Origin of the sequence: Paenibacillus sp. GbtcB18 (assembly GCF_019091125.1) — a bacterium.
GTDB classification, from domain to species: Bacteria; Bacillota; Bacilli; order Paenibacillales; family NBRC-103111; genus Paenibacillus_F; species Paenibacillus_F chitinolyticus.
On the sequence record NZ_JAGXJX010000002.1, the window covers coordinates 820,660 to 840,202 of the forward strand.

Annotated in this window: 17 protein-coding genes; 1 reads left to right on the forward strand and 16 read right to left on the reverse strand. The window is 54.5% G+C overall.

What is annotated here, in order from left to right:
• Window positions 1-323: 323 nt before the first annotated feature.
• The 7 genes from KVT34_RS09000 to lonB form a co-directional block, all read right to left on the reverse strand.
• On the reverse strand, window positions 324-911 hold the full coding sequence (locus KVT34_RS09000) for a non-ribosomal peptide synthetase module (protein WP_217558234.1): 588 nt from the start codon (window positions 909-911) through the stop codon (window positions 324-326).
• 304 nt (window positions 912-1,215) lie between these two features.
• Window positions 1,216-1,884: an SdpI family protein gene (locus tag KVT34_RS09005; protein WP_217558235.1), complete on the reverse strand. Its 669-nt coding sequence runs from the start codon at window positions 1,882-1,884 to the stop codon at window positions 1,216-1,218.
• Window position 1,885: 1 nt separating this feature from the next.
• Window positions 1,886-2,158: an autorepressor SdpR family transcription factor gene (locus KVT34_RS09010; RefSeq protein WP_174446816.1), complete on the reverse strand. Its 273-nt coding sequence runs from the start codon at window positions 2,156-2,158 to the stop codon at window positions 1,886-1,888.
• Between the two features lie 78 nt (window positions 2,159-2,236).
• Window positions 2,237-2,929, reverse strand: a complete 693-nt coding sequence (locus KVT34_RS09015; protein WP_254634657.1) for a hypothetical protein — start codon at window positions 2,927-2,929, stop codon at window positions 2,237-2,239.
• Window positions 2,930-3,121: 192 nt separating this feature from the next.
• Window positions 3,122-3,760 carry a ribosome biogenesis GTP-binding protein YihA/YsxC gene (yihA, locus tag KVT34_RS09020; RefSeq protein ID WP_217558236.1) on the reverse strand — a complete coding sequence of 213 codons (639 nt, stop codon included), beginning with the start codon at window positions 3,758-3,760 and terminating at the stop codon, window positions 3,122-3,124.
• A 69-nt stretch (window positions 3,761-3,829) separates the two neighbouring features.
• Window positions 3,830-6,169: an endopeptidase La gene (gene lon, locus KVT34_RS09025; RefSeq protein WP_217558237.1), complete on the reverse strand. Its 2,340-nt coding sequence runs from the start codon at window positions 6,167-6,169 to the stop codon at window positions 3,830-3,832.
• 149 nt (window positions 6,170-6,318) lie between these two features.
• Window positions 6,319-8,043, reverse strand: coding sequence for an ATP-dependent protease LonB (gene lonB / locus KVT34_RS09030; protein WP_174446821.1), 1,725 nt, complete (start codon window positions 8,041-8,043; stop codon window positions 6,319-6,321).
• 166 nt (window positions 8,044-8,209) lie between these two features.
• On the opposite strand from lonB, the gene KVT34_RS09035 reads away from it, so the two are divergent.
• Complete coding sequence (locus KVT34_RS09035; RefSeq protein WP_217558239.1) at window positions 8,210-9,136, forward strand: N-acetylmuramoyl-L-alanine amidase family protein; 927 nt, start codon at window positions 8,210-8,212, stop codon at window positions 9,134-9,136.
• A gap of 186 nt (window positions 9,137-9,322) precedes the next feature.
• Here KVT34_RS09035 and ispG read toward each other — a convergent pair whose 3' ends face one another.
• From ispG to KVT34_RS09080, 9 genes are all read right to left on the reverse strand, one after another.
• Complete coding sequence (ispG, locus tag KVT34_RS09040) at window positions 9,323-10,471, reverse strand: flavodoxin-dependent (E)-4-hydroxy-3-methylbut-2-enyl-diphosphate synthase (RefSeq protein WP_009674222.1); 1,149 nt, start codon at window positions 10,469-10,471, stop codon at window positions 9,323-9,325.
• 147 nt (window positions 10,472-10,618) lie between these two features.
• Entirely contained in the window at window positions 10,619-11,884 is a 1,266-nt protein-coding gene (gene clpX / locus KVT34_RS09045) for an ATP-dependent protease ATP-binding subunit ClpX (protein ID WP_042230544.1), read from the reverse strand.
• Window positions 11,885-11,896: 12 nt separating this feature from the next.
• Window positions 11,897-12,490 carry an ATP-dependent Clp endopeptidase proteolytic subunit ClpP gene (clpP, locus tag KVT34_RS09050; protein ID WP_009674201.1) on the reverse strand — a complete coding sequence of 198 codons (594 nt, stop codon included), beginning with the start codon at window positions 12,488-12,490 and terminating at the stop codon, window positions 11,897-11,899.
• A 202-nt stretch (window positions 12,491-12,692) separates the two neighbouring features.
• On the reverse strand, window positions 12,693-14,057 hold the full coding sequence (gene tig / locus KVT34_RS09055) for a trigger factor (RefSeq protein WP_217558240.1): 1,365 nt from the start codon (window positions 14,055-14,057) through the stop codon (window positions 12,693-12,695).
• A gap of 154 nt (window positions 14,058-14,211) precedes the next feature.
• The gene (locus KVT34_RS09060) at window positions 14,212-15,126 is read right to left on the reverse strand and encodes a hypothetical protein (protein WP_217558241.1); all 915 of its coding nucleotides are present in this window, start codon (window positions 15,124-15,126) and stop codon (window positions 14,212-14,214) included.
• Between the two features lie 246 nt (window positions 15,127-15,372).
• Window positions 15,373-16,110, reverse strand: a complete 738-nt coding sequence (locus KVT34_RS09065; protein WP_217558242.1) for a PIG-L deacetylase family protein — start codon at window positions 16,108-16,110, stop codon at window positions 15,373-15,375.
• Window positions 16,111-16,134: 24 nt separating this feature from the next.
• Window positions 16,135-17,097, reverse strand: coding sequence for an N-acetylglucosamine kinase (locus KVT34_RS09070; protein ID WP_217558243.1), 963 nt, complete (start codon window positions 17,095-17,097; stop codon window positions 16,135-16,137).
• Window positions 17,094-18,605, reverse strand: a complete 1,512-nt coding sequence (argH, locus tag KVT34_RS09075; protein WP_217558244.1) for an argininosuccinate lyase — start codon at window positions 18,603-18,605, stop codon at window positions 17,094-17,096. The genes KVT34_RS09070 and argH overlap by 4 nt, the downstream gene beginning before the upstream one ends.
• Window positions 18,606-18,665: 60 nt before the next feature.
• Window positions 18,666-19,412: a creatininase family protein gene (locus KVT34_RS09080; protein ID WP_217558245.1), complete on the reverse strand. Its 747-nt coding sequence runs from the start codon at window positions 19,410-19,412 to the stop codon at window positions 18,666-18,668.
• Window positions 19,413-19,543 lie beyond the last annotated feature (131 nt).

Below are 19,543 nucleotides of genomic sequence, written 5' to 3' on the forward strand. Positions count from 1 at the left end.
ATCTCTCGCAACATTCAATGTCCTGAGTGAATCCTGGTTCCTATATTGTTTTCAACGAAATTAAAAATAACATCTATTGAACAGAAATGCAATAGTTTTTTTCATATTCGCAAGATTCATTTTCGGAATGCCTTGCTTGCGTTTCTGTCTGTAATACACTATGTAACGGTACGCGGCTTCGTGTCTGTCAGAAGGGGCCGGACGAATCCATTTTTTCTTCACAAAAAAATAAAAAAAGAGCCTGCGGACAGGCTCTTCGCTTCTGTATATAGAGCTTAACTTGCACGTAAAATAGTAGGCCTACTGCCGGGCTTGGGCCGGTTCTACGCTTCGAGTACGAACAAACGACGGGTCAGCATGGTCAGCCGTGCGTCGATATCGCCTTTAAGCGAAGGGCAGGGAACTTCGTTGCGCATATCCAGCAAATGGTTGATCTGATCCTGGATCATATCGATTTCCCGCTCGATCTCCGTCCGGCGGAACAGGTTCTCCAACTGGCCGAGCGTATCGTGATACTCATAGACGACGTTCGTATGCTGGCCTTTGATCTCGACGATTTTGATGACTTTGCCGTTCTCGTAGGTGTACATCATCACGAACGTAGCGTATATCCGCTTAACGATGGCTGAACCTTTGAATTCGGCTATCGCCTTACGCATAAGATTAGTCAAACGCAGACTCGTTACACGGCAGGATCCCGAGCTAATATACTGCTTACCGACGCGTTCAAACGAAAGAACGATCTCTTCTCCCGCTTCTTCCTGAAAGACAAACTCCTGGTTTCCGTTCTCGATGACTTTGACCTGAGCCGTGATTTGCTGATCGGCAAACATTTGGACAAATTTGGACATTTCGGCTTCCGTTAATTGCAGGCGGGTTTTGACATATTCAGTCGCTAACCTCTGTGCCATGGAAATCCCTCAATTCTATTTTTTCAACGCCTTTGATCTTGCCTACTTCATATTATACTACATCAAGACTTAATATTCCTGCGTATCATGCATGAAAATCCGGCGAAAACCGGAAAAAACGCTCTCCTGCCTGAAAAAATTGGCTATCAGCACCGTAAAGTCTTCAATTGCCTTGAAAACTCATCGCTTTCCATGCACACTTCGCAAAATAGTCTTCCATACGGCTTTTTACCCGTTCTAGCTTCCGATTAAACAAAAAAAGCGCGGAGTCCGCGCTTTTTACTTATTAACCTTTGGTGAACATTTAATTTTTCAGCTGCCGGTATTTGATGAACGAATACAAGATCGGGACGAGCACGCTCAGCAGAATAACGACAATTCCGAACCAGGCGGGGACGACCGACGGGAACAGCGATACTCCCATAAAGACGATTCCCGCCAGCATCCAGACGGGACCTGCCATCCGATGGGTCCGGCGCCAAACATCCTCATCGGCCAGCGTCCAGGGAGTGCGTATCCCGAACGTATAGTTGGGGCGCGCACGTCCCATATAGTTGCCTACAACCATCCAAAGAGCGCCTACGCCGAGCGGAACCCAGAAATTGATGGGTACATCGTATCCGAGATTGGTCAACAGGGTCATGAAGAAAACGCCGTTTAATAACACCGTGATTAAAATTCGGAAAAGATCGTAAACCCCTTGGAATTTCTCGTAATTCGCACGTTTCGGATCACGGGAAGGCGACCATTTCATCAGCAGAGGCAAAGCCAAGCTGAGAACGGACATCAGAATCAGGAACGAGCCTTTGCTCTGATAGCCGTTAGGTTCCCCGCCCACTCCGAAGTGGACCGCCATTTGCTCGGGCAATTTTCCGTAGACCCCTATCGCGTACAGAATGGGCGCGGCGGCAATAATAAGCAGCAAGGTATCTTTCCAGGTCCATTTCGGCACTTTACTAATCGAGTTTGTCATGTTAAGAGCCTCCTTCGTCTTTATGCGTAAAATCCATCAACCATCCCAAAGCATCCTGAATGACGGTCGTGTTCAGTGAATAGATGATGCTTTGCCCCTTGCGTTCGTCCAGCACGAGCTTAGCCTGCTTCATGACGTTCAGGTGATGGGAGATACTCGGTTTGGACATTTGAAAATGGTCGGCGATTTCGCCCGCGGATAAATCCTTTTCTTTCAACAGTTTCAGGATTTGTCTCCGCGTCGGGTCCGACAGGGCTTTGAAGGTATCGTTCACCACCCTCACCTCCTCATGAAAAACTTGTTTGCATTCCGATCGGAAAACGGCAGCTATCATGCCGCGGCAGCCTTCGGGTTACAGGTAGAGCTGCCAGCCGATCGCAAGTACCGTCGTTCCGACGAATGCGGCGACGGCTTCGGCCTGGGCCAGCGATCTTTTGGCGACCGCCAGTACGGCCAGGTTGAGCAGAGAATGAAGCGGGATCAGCACGACAACCGACCAGGGGTAGCGTGCTATACACAAGGCTGCGCCGATGTGGTAAGCACTCACGAAGACCCGCTCGATAAGCCCCCAGGCCGGATGGGCCCCGTACGTCCCTTGGGCCTCCAGCATGGCTTTGGCCTGCATCGCTTTCTCGTCCGTGCGCTTGGACAGGGAGGCTACCGCGAAAAGGGATACGAGCGTGTACACAATCTCGATAGCGGCCCAGCCAATGCCTATCGAAGCCGCGGAGCCGATCGTCAAGCCCGCTATGAGCAGCGTAGCCAGGCGGACGAGTTCTTCCAACGGTCCGGAGGACGATACGAGAAGCAGGCGCCCTTTTTCCGCGGGCATCCGGGCTGCAAGAAGACTTACCGGCCCTCTGAGTGCGAGAGCGGCTATCCAGCCCGCTGCGCCCAGCAGGACCAGTTTTACGGTTATGTCCACTCCCTGATAGTTGAAAAACGCCCAGAAGACCAGCGGGATCAGGAGGTAAAGCGGAGACATCAGCTGGGACAAGCGGATGTGATGCTCCTGGAGCTGCTTTAAATCAGTAGACGGGTTCATAGTCGAGTCACACCTTTTATTGATCTTAATTAGATATTTAGACAAATATCTAAATAAAGAATACAAGATTTGTTCCTCTTCGTCAAGGGACCGCTCCCCATCTTTTTCCTACTCAGCAGACAGCAAAAAACCATCTCCGTAAAGAGACGGTTCCTGCACTACAGCCCGTAAGCAAACGAAAGACTGCGAATCTTATTCAGATGGAGCGGATTCCGGCAAAACGTCGCCGTCCGGCTGCGCCTGTCCCCAGCCGATGGCGGACTCCAGAATCTCCCACAGCTCGTCCTTCCCCATTCCCGTTTCCGACGAGAAAATAATGAAGGGTCCCGAACGGTCAAACTCCAGGTCGTCCTTGATGACCTTGGCGTGCTTCTGCCATTTGCCTTTGGGTACCTTGTCCGCTTTGGTCGCAACGACAATGACCGGCACCCCCATATGCTTCAGCCAGGCATACATGGCCTGGTCGTCCTTGGACGGCGGGTGACGCAGGTCGACCAGCTGCATAACCGCTTTCAGCGGTTCCCGCTTCAGCAAGTAATTTTCGATAAACTTGCCCCATTCGGCACGTTTCGTTTTGGAAACTTTGGCATAGCCGTAACCGGGAAGATCGACGAAATATAAGTCGTCATTAATGCGGTAATAATTGAGGGTTTGCGTTTTGCCCGGCTGGGAACTTGTCCTGGCCAGATTTTTACGGGAAATCATGCGGTTGATGAGCGAAGACTTACCCACATTGGAACGCCCTGCCAAAGCAATCTCCGGCAAGGCATCCTCAGGGTATTGTCCCGGTCCCACCGCACTGATAATAAATTCAGCCTGGTTGACCTTCATGTTTCACACTCTTTTCATCGATATGCACCCGGTCTCCGCTTGGGGAAGACCGGAAGATTCCTGACCGGCTTAAGCCTTCAGATCCACTTCCTTGACGAGCGCGTGTTCCAGTACCTGGTCCATATGAGCGACCGGAATAAACGTAAGATCGTTACGGACGCTTTCGGGAACATCCCGGATGTCTTTCTCGTTGTCCTTCGGCAGAAGGATGGTGCGGATTCCCGCACGATGTGCGGCCAGCGCCTTCTCCTTCAGTCCTCCGATAGGGAGGACGCGGCCGCGCAGCGTAATCTCGCCCGTCATTGCCACCTGGCTGGACACGGGAATGTTCGTCAGCGCGGAGATCAGTGCCGTTCCCATCGTAATCCCTGCCGACGGTCCGTCTTTGGGGATCGCGCCTTCCGGAATATGAATATGAATGTCATTCTTTTCATGGAAATCCGGCGCGATCTTGAGCTGCTCCGCTCTCGAGCGGGTATAGCTGAATGCCGCCTGGGCGGATTCCTTCATCACGTCGCCGAGCTTGCCCGTCAGCGTCAGCTTGCCGCTGCCCGGCATGACCGTCACTTCGATGACCAGCGTATCGCCGCCCACTTCCGTCCAGGCCAGCCCCGTGACCGCACCGATCTGGTCCTGCTCATCCGCCATATTATAGCGGAATTTAGGCGGACCGAGGTCTTCTTTCACGGTGTCCACCGTAACCTCGACCGTCCGGCCGGGTTCGGAGACGATCTTCTTGGCGGCCTTGCGGCAGATCGCGGCAAGCTGCTGTTCCAGGTTGCGGACGCCCGCTTCGCGGGTGTATTCGCGGATCACCTGGAGAAGGGCGTCGCGGTTCATCACCATCTGGCCGTCTTCGAGCCCGTGATCGCGCTTCTGCTTCGGCAGCAGGTAGCTGTCCGCGATTTCAAGCTTCTCGATTTCCGTGTAGCCCGGAAGGTACAGAACTTCCATCCGGTCGAGCAGCGGCCGCGGAATGTTGTGAAGGGCGTTGGCCGTCGTAATGAACATCACGTTAGAGAGATCGAACGGCACTTCGATGAAGTGGTCGCTGAACGTGTTGTTCTGTTCCGGGTCCAGCACTTCAAGAAGCGCGGCGGCCGGGTCTCCGCGGAAATCCATCGCCATTTTGTCGATTTCATCAAGCAGGAAAACCGGATTCACACTGCCTGCCGTCTTCATCGCCTGAATAATCCGGCCCGGCATCGCCCCGACATAGGTGCGGCGGTGACCGCGGATTTCCGCTTCGTCGCGTACGCCGCCGAGCGAGATACGGACGAACTCGCGGTTCATCGATTTCGCGATCGAGCGGGCGATGGACGTTTTACCTACTCCCGGAGGACCGGAGAGACAGAGGATAGGCCCTTTCAGCTTCTTGACCAGCTTCTGGACGGCCAAATATTCCAGCACGCGTTCTTTCGGTTTTTCCAGTCCGTAATGATCGGCGTTCAAAATTTCTTCCGCTTTATGGATATCCAGATCGTCTTCCGTCTTCTTCGTCCACGGGAGAGCAAGCAGCCAGTCGATATAATTGCGGATAACGCTTCCTTCCGCCGATGTGGAAGGCATCTTCTCGAGACGGTCGATTTCCTTCTCGATTTTTTCCTGAACGTTCTCGGGCACTTCCGAGGCGGCAAGCTGGCTGCGGAGTTCTTCGATCTCTCCGGCCCGGCCCTCTTTATCGCCGAGTTCCTTCTGGATGGCCTTCATCTGCTCCCGCAGATAGTATTCCTTCTGCGTCTTCTCCATCTGCTTCTTCACGCGCTGGCTGATTTTGCGTTCGAGTTCAAGCACTTCGCGCTCGTTGTTCAAAATATTAAGCAGCTTCTCCAGACGGCTTCGCACGTCCACCGTTTCGAGAATGTCCTGCTTATCTTTGATTTTAAGGGAAAGATGGCTGCAGATGACATCGGCAAGTCGCCCCGGCTCGTCAATATCGGATACCGCAGCCAGTGTTTCCGGCGTTACTTTTTTGGACAGCGTAATATAGTGCTCGAACTGGTTGAGCACCGTACGCATCAGCGCGTCGATTTCGGCGTCGTTCACTTCTTCTTCGGGAAGTTCTTTCGCGTTGACTTCGTAAAACTCGTCGTTGGCGATATACTCGGCAATTTCCGCCCTGACGACTCCTTCTACCAGTACGCGAATCGTTCCGTTCGGAAGCTTGAGCATTTGACGAACTTTCGAGATGGTCCCCACCCGGTAAATATCTTCCTTGGCGGGTTCTTCTATATTCACTTCGGCCTGGGAACAGAGCAGGATCATACTGTCTTCGATCATTGCTTTTTCCAAGGCTTTGACCGACTTCTCCCGGCCTACGTCCAGATGCAGTACCATGCTCGGATATACGAGCAGTCCCCTGAGAGGCAATAACGGCAGGCGGCGTATCCGCGTTTTATTAGGCCCCATGTTCCGACACCTCCACTTTTTTACTGGTGGGCTAATGCTGTAGATAACATTTTAACAAAATTGTCTGAAAAACACCAATTGGGCACAAAACGGCCCCCGGAAAGGAATTTCTCCCTGCCGAAAGCCGCTTCTGCCCGGAGACGGAAATGTTACGATTTGGCGGATTCCGATCCATCGGTCGGTCCCGCATGCAGGAACGGCATCGTGCCCGGCAGCATCTGCTCTCCGGCCGCAGGCATCGGAATGACATTACTGGCGATCTGGAGGCCGAGGGCAAGCGAAAGCACTTCTTCGACCGATTCCACCGCGATGACTTCGACACCGGGCAGATCCGCGAAAAGCTCTTGCCAGTTTTCCTTCGGAATAAACACGCGCGTAGCACCCGCCTGGAAAGCGGCCTCCACCTTGGCGACCACGCCGCCGACCGGCTTCACTTTCCCGTGTATGCTCATCTCGCCGGTCATGGCGAGCTTGTTGTCCACGGGTATCTGGTTTAGGGCCGATGCGATTGCCGTTGCCATGGCGATTCCCGCGGACGGTCCGTCGATCGGCGTCCCGCCGGGGAAATTAATGTGCAGGTCGTAGTCCGATGTGCGCAGTCCCATGCGCTTCAGAACCGTCAGCACATTCTCCACGGACCCGCGGGCCATGCTTTTGCGGCGCAGCGTGCGGGAACCGCCGCCCATCTCTTCCTCGTCGACGACTCCGGTGATGTTGAACGAACCGCTTCCCGGACGGGCGGCGGGGATTGCGATAACTTCCAGCTCCAATAGCGTGCCCAAATTCGGACCGTATACCGCAAGCCCGTTTACAAAGCCGATCTGCGGCTCCGAAGGGATTTTGCGTTCCGGTCTGGGCTGAATCTGTGAGCTGTTAACGACCCACTCGATATCGGCCGCGGTCACTTCTTCGCGCTTGTCTGTCAAAGCGAGACCGGCCGCGAGCTGAATCACATTGACCGCTTCGCGGCCGTTGGTGGCATAGCGTTTGACGACCTCAATGGCGGATTCGTTCGCCGGGAATCCGATTTTGGCCAGCGCATTGGCCGCAATCTCCCCGATTTCTTCCGGAAGAAGCGGACGGAAGAAGATTTCCATACAGCGGGAACGGATGGCCGGAGGAATTTCATTCGGCGTGCGCGTCGTCGCACCAACGAGACGAAAATCCGCAGGCAGCCCGTTCTGAAAAATATCATGGATAAAGTTCGGAATGTTGTTGTCTTCCGAATTGTAATAGGCGCTTTCCAGGAACACTTTGCGGTCTTCCAGCACCTTAAGCAATTTATTCATCTGAATCGGGTGCAGTTCCCCGATTTCGTCAATGAACAGAATACCGCCGTGAGCTTTCGTAACGGCACCCGGCTTCGGCTGCGGTATTCCGGCAACGCCCATTGCACCGGCGCCCTGGTAAATCGGGTCGTGAACGGAGCCGATCAGCGGATCGGCAATGCCCCGCTCGTCAAAACGTGCCGTGGTCGCATCGATTTCCGTGAATTTCGCTTCATTTCGAAAAGGTGATTGCGGATTTTTCTTCGCTTCTTCCAGGACAACCCTAGCCGCGGCCGTCTTTCCCACACCCGGAGGACCGTATATCAGCACATGCTGGGGATTGGGACCGCACAGAGCGGCTTTTAATGCCTTTAGCCCTTCCTTCTGTCCGACGATATCCTGCATACTGGAAGGCCGCGTTTTTTCCGCCAGAGGTTTGGTCAGCGATACGGATCGGAGCTTTCTCAGCTTCTCCAGCTCTTTCTTCGATTCTCTATCGATGGCAGACCGGTTGGTCTGCTGATTGCGCAGCAAGTTCCAGAAGTACATCCCGATGACAACTGCAAAAAACACCTGAATCAACATTAAAATCATACTAAAGCTCATATCCATTTTATCTTCAGTCCTTTCCGGTCCGATCTCATACATGGCAGTATTCCCCTCCTGGTAAGGAATAATCATGCCGTCCAAATGTTTTCTCGGCTAATAATGAATGAGAGGAAGGCAGGTGTAGAAAACTACCGTTATCTCTTTTCCGGAAAGGATGGACCGGATGTTTACCAAACGCTTACTAACGGGTTCCTGTCTGGCCGCTTGCATAACCGGCCTTTCTTTGTTTGCTGCGGCCTGCGGAACGCCAAACCGGCTCGCCGAAACCAAAACTCTTACCGCCGATACCGCCTCGCAGGCATCCAAACTTGCAGCCGACGCCAAAAAATCGCTTACTGCGGGAAAAGCCCATGCGGAATCGTTGCCCGATATAATGAACCCCCCGTCGACACCTGACTCCCCGCTCAACGCGCAGCCTCCCAAATCCGCTTCCAGGACCAACAGCCACATAAATCCGCCGGATGTGCTGATTGATGTCGGACACGGTGGCATTGACGGCGGGGCCGTTCACGGCGATCTGCTCGAAAAAGACATCAACCTGGCCGTAGCCAAGCAGACTTATCAGCTGCTGACGACAGCGGGCTACCGGGTCGTTCTGAACCGGGACAAAGACTACGCTCTAAGCGACGACAACAAATGGCTTAATAACCGCAGCCGGCATATCCGAGACCTCGCTCAGCGGATGCAGATGGCCAACGACCTCAAACCGAAGCTGCTCATTTCGCTGCATGTGAATTCTTCGTTCAGCCGCTCCAAAAAAGGACCCTATGTGCTGCATCAAAACAACGCCGGTTCCCTTTTTCTTGCCACTCAGATCCAAGAACGGTTGAACGCCATTTCAGGAACCCGGCATCTCCCCATCCTTGGTAAAACGTATTACCTTCTTAAAAGAGCCCAAAGCCCCTCAGTCATCGTGGAAATCGGGTTTATCACAAATGCGGAGGACCGGGCACGGATGACGAGCGACGAGGGCCGGCAAAAAATCGCAGCGGCGATCCGGGATGCCGTTGCCGCTTATATCGCCCATGTGGATCTAGGCCCCGGGCCCGGCGGCAGCAGCCAAAATAAGGATTCCGCACCCGCAAAATGACGGACAGCCCGCTTCGCTTTCAGGAGAATTCGTTTTTTTGCGAAGGACAACAGTCCCCCCGGCAGCTTCCGGCATTAAGCTCCGACAAAAAAAGTCACGATCCTTAAGGGATCGTGACTTTTGATTTTTTAAACGGAATACTCCGGTTGACTGCCCCCCCGCCTTAGCCGGGGAATCCTTTATGCATCAGGAATGCTGGGCTTGAGCCTGCTTTTGAGCAAGCTCGATACGTTCTTGATGCTGCCGGCGTCCCGGAATTTCACCCGTACGGTTGAATTCGTGGACAATGATGTCGATTTCTTTCTTCAGCTCGTTCAGAAGCTCGGCTTCCGGTACCTTGCGGACCATCTCCCCGTAGCGGAAAAGCAAGCCCTCGCCTCTCGCTCCGGCGATTCCGATATCGGCTTCGCGGGCTTCGCCCGGTCCGTTCACGGCGCAGCCGAGTACGGAAACTTTAATCGGCACCTTAAGGTTGGCGATGTAGGCCTCGACTTCGTTGGCGATGGAAAAGAGGTCGATGTCCAGACGTCCGCAGGTCGGACAGGATATAAGCGTCGCGGCATTGGTAATGAGGCCGAACGTTTTAAGCAGCTCGCGGGCGACTTTCACTTCCTCGACCGGGTCCGCGCTGAGCGAGATCCGCATCGTGGAGCCGATGCCCATGCTAAGCAGCGCACCGAGCCCCGCAGCGCTCTTCACCGTGCCGGAGAACAGCGTTCCGGCTTCGGTAATACCAAGGTGAAGCGGGTAATTAAATGCCTGCGCAGCCTGAGTGTACGCGGCGATTGCCATAGGCACATCGGACGCCTTCAGGGACACGATGATGTCGTGGAAATCGAGCTCTTCCAAGATGCCGATGTGGAACAAGGCGCTTTCCACCATCGCTTCAGGCGTCGGATATCCGTATTTCTCCAAGAGGTGGTTTTCCAAAGAACCCGCGTTTACGCCGATCCGGATTGGAATTCCCCGCTCTTTACAAGCCTTCACAACGGCTTCGACTTTCGAACGGCGGCCGATGTTGCCCGGGTTGATCCGGACTTTGTCGATACCGTTCTCAATGGCCGCCAGTGCGAGGCGATGATCGAAATGGATATCGGATACAAGCGGAATGTTAATCTGCTTCTTGATTTCCTTGACGGCGTCAGCCGCTTCCATATTGTTGACGGTCACACGAACGAGCTGGCAGCCGGCTTCCTCCAGCCGGTGGATTTCGGCTACAGTCGCTTTGACATCCGCCGTTTTCGTCGTACACATACTTTGAATGATAACCTCATCGCTGCCGCCGATCGTTAAATCTCCGACACGAACCGGTCTCGTATCTTTTCTGTGAAACATACGTGTCTTCTCTCCCATGAACCAAACATCCTCCGCGCCGCACCGGCAAAAGCCGCGCCGGCCTCAAATGATGAAGCGGGCAGCCAAGGCCGGGCAGCTTGGAGGCTGTCGGTTACTCTATAGTATGAGCTCCGATCTCAACCGAGATCAGGCGCTTTCTTCTTTCTTCTTGTTGACATCCTGACCTTCCTGAGAGGAAAGAATAGGGGTCAATTTGTCCTGAACCGTATCTTTCGTAACGGTGCAATTCGTTACATCCGTGCGGGACGGCACGTCGAACATCACATCAAGCATAATGCTTTCAATGATCGCACGCAGACCGCGGGCACCGGTGTTGCGCTTAATGGCTTCTTTGGCGATAGCATCGAGCGATTCCGCATCGAATTCAAGCTTGACATTATCCATGTCCAGCATCTTCTGATACTGCTTCACGAGGGCGTTCTTCGGTTCGGTGAGAATACGAACGAGAGCCGCTTCGTCCAGCGGTTCCAGCGTGGAAACAACCGGCAGACGTCCTACGAACTCCGGAATCAATCCGAATTTCAGCAGGTCTTCCGGCAGTACCATGGAGAGGTACTCGCCCGGCTTCAAATCGGTTTTCAGACCGTCGGAGCTGAAACCGATGACTTTCTTCCCGATTCTGCGTTTGATGATTTGTTCCAGGCCGTCAAACGCGCCGCCGCAGATGAACAAGATGTTCGTCGTATCGATCTGAATGAATTCCTGATGCGGATGCTTGCGTCCGCCTTGCGGCGGTACGGAAGCGACCGTACCTTCCAGAATTTTCAGAAGAGCCTGCTGTACGCCTTCGCCGGACACGTCGCGTGTAATCGACGGGTTCTCGGACTTGCGGGCTACTTTATCGATCTCATCGATGTAGATAATGCCGCGCTCGGCTTTCTCCACATCGTAGTCGGCTGCTTGAATCAGCTTCAAGAGAATGTTCTCGACGTCCTCGCCCACGTAGCCGGCTTCCGTAAGGGAAGTCGCATCCGCGATGGCGAAAGGAACGTTGAGAATTTTGGCAAGCGTCTGGGCAAGAAGGGTTTTACCGCTTCCCGTAGGACCGACGAGAATGATGTTACTCTTCTGCAGTTCCACGTCTTCCAGCTTGCTTTGGGAATTGATCCGCTTATAGTGATTGTAAACGGCAACGGATAGGGATTTCTTCGCCTGATCCTGACCGATTACATATTGATCGAGAATGCCGCAAATGTCTTTCGGCTTCGGAATGTCTTTGAGATCCAGCTCTTCCTCGTGCCCGAGCTCCTCTTCCACGATTTCCGTGCACAATTCAATGCACTCGTCGCAGATATAAACGCCGGGACCCGCAACGAGTTTGCGGACTTGATCTTGGGACTTTCCGCAGAAAGAACATTTCAACTGACCTTTTTCATCGTTGAATTTAAACATTGGATCACTCCTTTAAGATTTCAGGTCGCTTCGAGTGATGACTTCGTCGATCAATCCGTACGCCTTCGCATCTTCCGCGCTCATAAAGTTATCGCGATCAGTATCGCGATCTATTTTATCATACGGCTGGCCGGTATGCTTCACATAGATATTATTCAGCTTCTGCTTCGTTTTGATGATCCAGTCGGCGTGGATTTTGATATCCGACGCCTGCCCCCGGACACCGCCCAGCGGCTGATGGATCATAACCTCGCTGTTCGGCAGGGCAAAACGCTTGCCGGGCGCACCGGCCGTCAGAAGCAGGGAACCCATGCTCGCTGCCATGCCTACGCAAATCGTCGACACGTCCGGTTTGATGTGCTGCATCGTATCGTAAATTCCGAGTCCGGCCGTTACCGAGCCACCCGGAGAATTAATGTATACGTGAATGTCTTTCTCTGCGTCCTGGGACTGTAAAAACAGCAGTTGGGCAATGACAAGGTTAGCCACATCATCATCAATCGCGCTGCCGATAAAGATAATACGGTCTTTGAGCAGGCGAGAATAGATGTCGTAGGAACGCTCACCACGGGCTTCTTGCTCCACAACCATAGGGATAAGACTCATTGGACCAACTCCTTTGCGGGTACTTACTTTTCATTTTACCATGTTTAAAAGGTAAAGTCATTTTTAGGATAAATCCCGCTAAATCTCGCTTTCGCGGCTGTTTTCGGGTAAAACAAAGGCACGCTTTGGATTACGTGCCTTTGTATGTGTCCTATTATACAGCTTTTGTCGGGATCGTGCAGTGCCCGGGAAAGCGGGGCGATTACTCGGCCGCTTCTTCCTTGGCTTCCTCTTTCGCTGCTTTTTTAGCTTTCGGTTCTTTCTTAGCCGGCTTTTCTTTCTCTTCCGTGCTGTTAGCTAGCAGGAAGTCTACGGTTTTGCGAACAGCCAGATCCTGCTTGATGCCTTCCAGGCTGCCGTTAGCTTCGAAGATCGAGCGAAGCTCTTCAACGGATTTCTGGTACTGCTCGGCAAGACGGTCCAGCTCGGCGTTCACGTCTTCGTCCGTCGCTTCGATTTTCTCCGCGATCGCGATCGCTTCGAGAACCAGGTTGTTGCGAACGCGTTTTTCGGCGTCTTCTCTCATTTGAGATTTCAGCACGTCCACGTTCTGGCCGGAGAATTGGAAGTACAGATCCAGCGTCATGCCCTGCATGCGCAGACGTCTTTCGAATTCGCCTACCATCTGGTCAAGTTCGGTTTCGATCATGGAAGCCGGAATTTCAACGTTCGCGTTAGCAGCGGCCTTCTCGACCACGGCTGTTTCGCGCTGAACTTCAGCATCCTGCTTCTTCTTCTCTTCCAGGTTCTTCGCGATGTCCTGCTTGTACTCTTCGAGCGTGTCGAATTCACTTACGTCTTTAGCGAACTCGTCGTCAAGCTCAGGAAGGTTTTTGCGTTTGATGTCGTGCAGCTTCACTTTGAAAGTAGCCGCTTGACCTTTAAGCTGCTCGGAGTGATATTCTTCCGGGAATGTCACTTCGATGTCCTTCTCTTCGTCCTTGGTCATGCCGACGATTTGCTCTTCGAAACCAGGGATGAAGCTGTTGGAGCCCAGCTCAAGGGAGTACTTCTCCGCTTTGCCGCCTTCAAACGCTTCGCCGTTCACGAAACCTTCGAAGTCGATGATCGTGATGTCGCCGTTTGCCGCCGCGCCTTCTTCAACCACGACAAGCTCAGCGTGTCTTTGCTGCAGGCGTTCCAGCTCTTCGTCGATTTCCTTCGGAGTTACCGCGCTGTCCGCTGCAGGAATCGCGATGCCTTTGTAGTCGCCGAGTTCCACTTCAGGTTTCACGGCTACTTTCGCCTTGAACTTCAGAGCTTGGCCTTTGCCGAATTGTTCAACGTCCACTTCTGGACGGTCAACAGGCTCGATGCCCGTTTCTTGAACGGCTTGCATGTAAGCTTCCGGCAGAATGATGTCCAGCGCATCCTGGTACAGGCTTTCGATGCCGAAACGCTTTTCAAAAATGGACCGCGGCACTTTACCTTTACGGAATCCCGGAACGTTTACTTTGGCTACGACTTTCTTAAAAGCTCTGTCGAGAGCGTCGGCAACTTGCTCCGCTTCCACTTCGATATCAAGAACTGCAGTGTTCTTCTCTATTTTTTCCCAGCTTGCTTTCATTTTATGCTTTCCCCTCCAAAAATGTACCCTGACAAGTATTTTTTCACGTTCTGACCTCATAATTAGGCCCGTAAGCCTTTTAGTGGCCATTATAACCATTCTAGTATACCACAAACCCTTGCTTTTTCAAGCGAATGACAGGAATGGCTTTATTTTAGCCGCCCGTGTACAAAGCCCGGATAAAAGATTGCAGACAAGCGTAAGCTTCGCCCCACGCCTGCAGCATGGAAGCGGTGATTCCGTACTGCTCCCGCATATGCTCCCTGTCCGCGCTCCCGAATAAAGATTCGTGAAGAACGGTATGCAGGGCGCTCGCCCAGACGTCCACCTCTTCTTCCCGGCAGCCGCTCATGGACGTGTACAATTCCGTGCCGTACACCGTCTTGAGAAATTCCAGCCACGTCTGTTCGGCGAAAAAACCGAAGTCGGGCTGCTCCGACTCGCTGATCTGCTGAACCCGGTATACCATTTCGCGTATCCGGTCCGGGAATTCTTCGAGCTTCAGGGGCGTATCCTCGATGCGGAGCACCATTTTGTTCTGTGCGCGCGCAAGCACGACAGGGCCTTTTCCTCCCCGCTGCTTCAGCATCTGCAGAGCTCTGAACTGAACGAACGGATGGCTCGGGGCCGTATGGAGCCACTCTTTTACAAACTCGTCGATCCGGTCGTCCTCCGCAAAAGCAAGCTGCTCCAGTGCGATCATCTGCCGCTCCATATCCGTACCGTCCTCAAGCATGTCCAGCAGACGCCCGACATACTGCCGGCCTTCCGCGGACTTTCCGGCCACCGACTGGCGCTTGAGGTCTTCCTCGGTAATTTCCTCCTCTTCACCGCCCTCCTGCATGACGGCGTCGTCGTACAGAGTTTCCGGGAACATCGTTTCCAGCCACTGCAGAAGAGCTCTCCACTGGGCTTGTTTCTCCGCGTCGTCCCTGGCGAACTGCAGAAGGTAGCGAAGCAGGCGGACCGCCTCTTCATAGCGCTCCTGCTCCAGCATCTGGGTCATCTGCTTCTCGTAGGAAGCGGCCGTTTTGGGAAATAAAACTACATTGTCGTAGGAATGAGTCAAAAGTTCCACCTCAAAACCGGACTCGTCCCGGCTGATTTTGAAATATTCTCCCGCAGTTCTTCCTGCAAAAGATCATCCATAAAGTGTACCGGATTAACGGAAGGAAATCAAAGAACGAAATTCGGGCGGGTCCCTCCGCTCTCGCAAGCCCCCTTGTCTTTTCCTAAGGCCCGACACGTAAAAAAGCCAGCCTCCCCTCGAAGGAAAGCCGGCCTCGTTTATTGAGCTGCTTCATAAAAAAGAATATCAGACCAGTTCAACAACCGGAATTTCACCGGCGCATTTGTTTAATCCGGTTGGCTGTCCGCCCCGCCGCACAAGCGTGAAGTATTCGTAGCGCCCGATCACCGAGTAGTCGCCGTGCATGACGCCGGGATAGGCCCGGTCCACGGAATATACCTGGCTTTTGTGCGCCTGGAGCGCTTCGCCCTTGCGACTGCGGAATTCCGATATATTCACGCGTGCCGTAATAGGGCAGCACTCGGACGGGCCGCAGTCCCCGCAGTGGTCGTAGTAGTTAGGAATGGACGCGTAATAAAGGTCGGGCGCCGCCCCGCCGTCCGCGTCCAATTCCTCGACCGCCCGCAGCACGGCCTTGGAGATGGCGATATGATCGGGATGCCCCGTTACTCCGTCCGGGGGAAACGTGACGACGAGATGAGGCTGCAGGTCCAGAATCGTCGCGGCCACACGGGCGGCCAGGAGATCTTCACGGACCTCGGCCAGGCCTCCGTCCGGATAACGGTAAAAGTGAACCCGCTCAACGCCGAGAACGGCGGCGGCCCGGCGGAGCTCCCCTTCCCGGTACATTGCGACTTCTTCCCTGCAGGTAAACGTGTACTCCCCCGTTTTGCCCTTGCAGCCGGATGTAGCGCAGGCCAGATGGACAGCATGTCCACGTTCCGCGTATTTGGCCATCGTGCCTCCGCAGGCAAACGATTCGTCGTCCGGATGCGCAAACACAAAGAGCAGCGTTTTCCTCATAACGTCCCCCAACCTCCTCCGGATTTACGGCAGCAGGCTGAGTCCCTGGGCGATCACTCCGTAAATCGGTTCTTTTTTTATTTCTTCCAGATTACATGAAGGGGCGAATTCGCGCAATTTTTTCGTCAAAGTACTCCGCACAAACTCATTATTCTGGAGAACCCCGCCCTGGAGAATCAAAGTGAAGGAAGTGTCTTTCATTCCAAGCTTTTCGATAACGGCCCGCCCCCCGTAAAAAAGCTCATCCGCGGCGGCTTCGAGAATACGCAGGGAGGATGCGTCTCCCTCCCGGGCGGAATCGCTGACAAGCAGCGACAGTTCCGCAACGGTGTCTACCCGGTAGTCGGCCGAATACACCCAGTTGTACAGCTCCTCCTCCGAACGGAGGTCGAGATAGGGCAGGACTCTGCGGGCGAGACTCGTCGGTCCCTGCCTGCCGTCCAGGGTCTGCAGGATAGCGGTGAGGGCCTGTTTGCCGATCCAGTAGGCGCTGCCCTCGTCTCCGACCCGGTAACCCCAGCCGCCCGCCCGGGCGCTGCGTCCCTGCCCGTTGACGCCGTAAACGATGGAGCCGGTGCCCGCGATAAGCAGGACGCCCGGCTTGCCGTCCGTCGCTCCGAGCAGCGCGGCTAGTCCGTCGTTCTCCACGACGACCCGGTCCGCCCGAATCTCCGCTCTGGAGAGGGCTTCGCGGACGAGCCCTTCTATGATCTGCCGGTCGTATCCGGTATCGAGCCCGGCCATCCCGAAGACCGCGCATTCGACGCGCAGCGTCTCGTCCGGAGCGGGGGGTTCGCCTAGCTCCTCCTTGGCGATCTTCATGGCCCGTACCAGCTCATCCACGGCGGCTTCCTTGCCTGTCGTCTGGTAATTGCAGGAACCTCCCCGGCCGGTTCCTTCTATTTTTCCCTGCCTATCGGTAAAAACAGCCAGGCACTTGGTTCCACCGCCGTCTACGGCAAGCAGCGGAATGCTGCGCTCCTTCATTGACCGGAGCTCCATCCTTCAAGCGCCGCATCCAGATGGGACAGCGCCTCTTCCGTTTTGCTCCGCGAATCCCGGAGCCAGGCTTCCTGGGTCTGCTGACGGCTGCGGCGGTCTGCGATCGTGCTGCGGATTTCGTCCGGGGCAGGTCCTCCGGGCAGGGTGCGGATGTAGACGAAATGGACAGGGTCGAGCGAGCTGCGGAACGCTTCCTCTGTAATCGACAAGTCGCGGCCGATCACCTGACGGGCAATCTCGTTAACCATGGCCAGCGATATTTCGTTGGCGGCCAGCCCTTCGGATACCGCGCGTTTCACGACTCCGCTGACGATATGGTGGGCCTTGCGGAAAGACAGATTGTCGGTCCGTACCAGGGTGTCGGCAAGCTCGGTCACCGTGGCGAAGCTGCCTTCCGTCCGCTTGCGCAGCACATCCTTGTCCACGTGAATCGTACCGATGACGCAGGACAGAAGGCGGTACATCTGATCGAGGACAGCCAGAGCTTTCCATGCGTACGGCTGCATGTCGTCTTCCGTGTCGACGATGTCGCCGAACGGCGTGTTGTGCATCATCGTCAGTACGGTCTGGGTGTTCCCCACGCAGCTCGAAAGAAGCGAGCGCATGTGTTCGAACGAGACCGGATTGCGTTTCTGCGGCATGATCGACGAAATCTGGACGTACGGATCGGCTACGCGCAGAACACCGAATTCCTGTGTGCACCACAGCAGGAAATCTTGGGAAGAGCGGCCGAGGTTAATGGCGGCCAGTTGCACGGCTGTAGCAATCTCGCCGACATAATCGGCTCCGCCGATGGCGTCGTAGGAGTTGTAGATCAGCTCGTCGAAGCCGAGCAGTTCCTGCATTCTCTCCCGGGAGATATTGAACCCGGAAGTGGTCAATGCGGCGGAGCCCATGCTGCTGCGGTTGCAGTTGGCGTAGGCGGCCTGCAGACGGCGCACATCCCGGTCGAGCGAATCCGCCACCGCCATGATGTAATGAGCAAGCGTTGTCGGCTGCGCCTGCTGGGTGTGCGTGTAGCCGATCATGATCGTTTCGGCGTGTTCCTCGGCGAAAGCGAGCAGTTGGCTTTTGAGGGCAAGCGCTCCCCGGATCGTCGTCTGGAGCTTCTCCCGGAGAACCATCCGGTAAATCGAGATGCCCATATCGTTGCGGCTGCGGGCCAGATGGAGATTGCCGGCGATGTCTCCGGCCGCTTCCAGCAGGTCGCTTTCCACTTGGAAGAACAAATCCTCGAACTGACCCGTATACTCGGCTTGGCGCAGCCCTTCCAGATCCAGTCCGCGGATCGCGTCCGCAATTTGCAACGCTTCCTCTTCGGTAACGAGTCCCTGGTCTTTAAGCATAATCAGGTGCGCTTTATTGATTGCCATCATCGGGCCGAGAAGACTTGCTTTCGCTTCGTTAAAAGCGGGTTTAAGCACGGCTTCCGTATAGGTCAGTCCCGGAAAGGCGGCGCCTTCTTCCTGTAAAATCTGTTCGCGGTTTCTCATGCGGTCCATTCCTCCTAGTGGTACTTTCTATATGTTTATGACAGGTAAGCGGTGCGCGGTTCAGGGAGCGGGCCGGCCGAGCCAGTTCGCAATGAGAGCGTTCATGTTGGCCGTGACCTCGCCTACAATCCAATCGCCCGCTTGAAGAGAAGTCTGACGGATGTGACCCGTGTAGCCCGCCCAGCCTTCCGGCGTGCCTTCCACCAATACGTAAGGCATCGGGGAAAGCGGAGGAGGCGGAGTCAATTCCGCATCTTCTTCCGATACATGAACCAGGTCGGGACGGAACGCTTTGACAGCGGACATTTCGTAAGGCCCGCCGTGTCCTCTTCCTGTCGTCCCTTGAAAAAATCCGAGCTTTTCCGGAGCGTCCGCAGCAGCCAGCTGCCACCAGTTGATCAGGAGAAAGCTTGCATCCTTCCAACGGGAAGTTACTTCCTCGGCAACCGTTCTGGAAGCTCCAATGTTGCCGTCATGGGCGTTGAGCAGCACGATCCGTCTGAATCCCGAACGGCAGATGCCTTCCAGCACATCGCTCAAATACCGGTGAAACACGGCCGGATCAATGGATATGGTGCCGGGATAATCTCCCGTTTTGCCCGGACATGCCGTGTAAGGAATAGCCGGATAAACGAGGGGATTTAACCCTGGATCAATAAGATCTGCGAAGCCTTGGGCGAGAAAAAAATCCGTCCCCAGCGGAGAATGCGGACCGTGGTACTCCAAGCTTCCCAGCGGAACGACCGCAAAGGCGGCATTTCTGAAAGCGTCCTCGGCATGCTTTCCGTGGATATCTAGGGCCTTCATGCTGTCCCCTCCGGTTTCTTTGGTTTGTTCCTGCTGCCGGACCAAGCCGACCGCGATAGAACGGAGGATCGGAAGATCCCCCGCTGCGGTCTTTCTTCATTTAAATAAGGCGTGAATCATGGAGCTTTTCT